Source organism: Elizabethkingia argenteiflava, from assembly GCF_009904105.1.
Lineage (GTDB): Bacteria > Bacteroidota > Bacteroidia > Flavobacteriales > Weeksellaceae > Elizabethkingia > Elizabethkingia argenteiflava.
Genome location: NZ_JAAABJ010000221.1, coordinates 1 through 263 on the forward strand (window position 1 = coordinate 1; position 263 = coordinate 263).

The window sequence follows — 263 nt, forward strand, 5'->3', positions numbered from 1 at the left end:
GTCACGACCAGTTTCTAACTCAAATGAGCCAGCACTTAGACTACGCACGGTCTTCTTCGTTTTACCGTTCTTACGGTTAATTTGCTCGTTAAGTTTATCCTGAGCAAGGTGGTATTCAAGCTCACCGGACATCATAGATTCCAGAAAGTGCTTCACCATTGGAGCCAGAACCCCATCGGTGCCAGTCATTTTTTTTCCAGAATAAAGGCCGGCAATAGCCTCCTTCTTAAAAGACTCAAAGTCAAATTCTTCTTGTGCCATAA

At 43.7% G+C, this 263-nt stretch carries 1 pseudogene; it reads right to left on the reverse strand.

The window, feature by feature from the left end:
• A pseudogene (locus GNY06_RS01940) lies at positions 1–261 on the reverse strand (IS256 family transposase); the annotation flags it as partial.
• Positions 262–263: the final 2 nt, after the last annotated feature.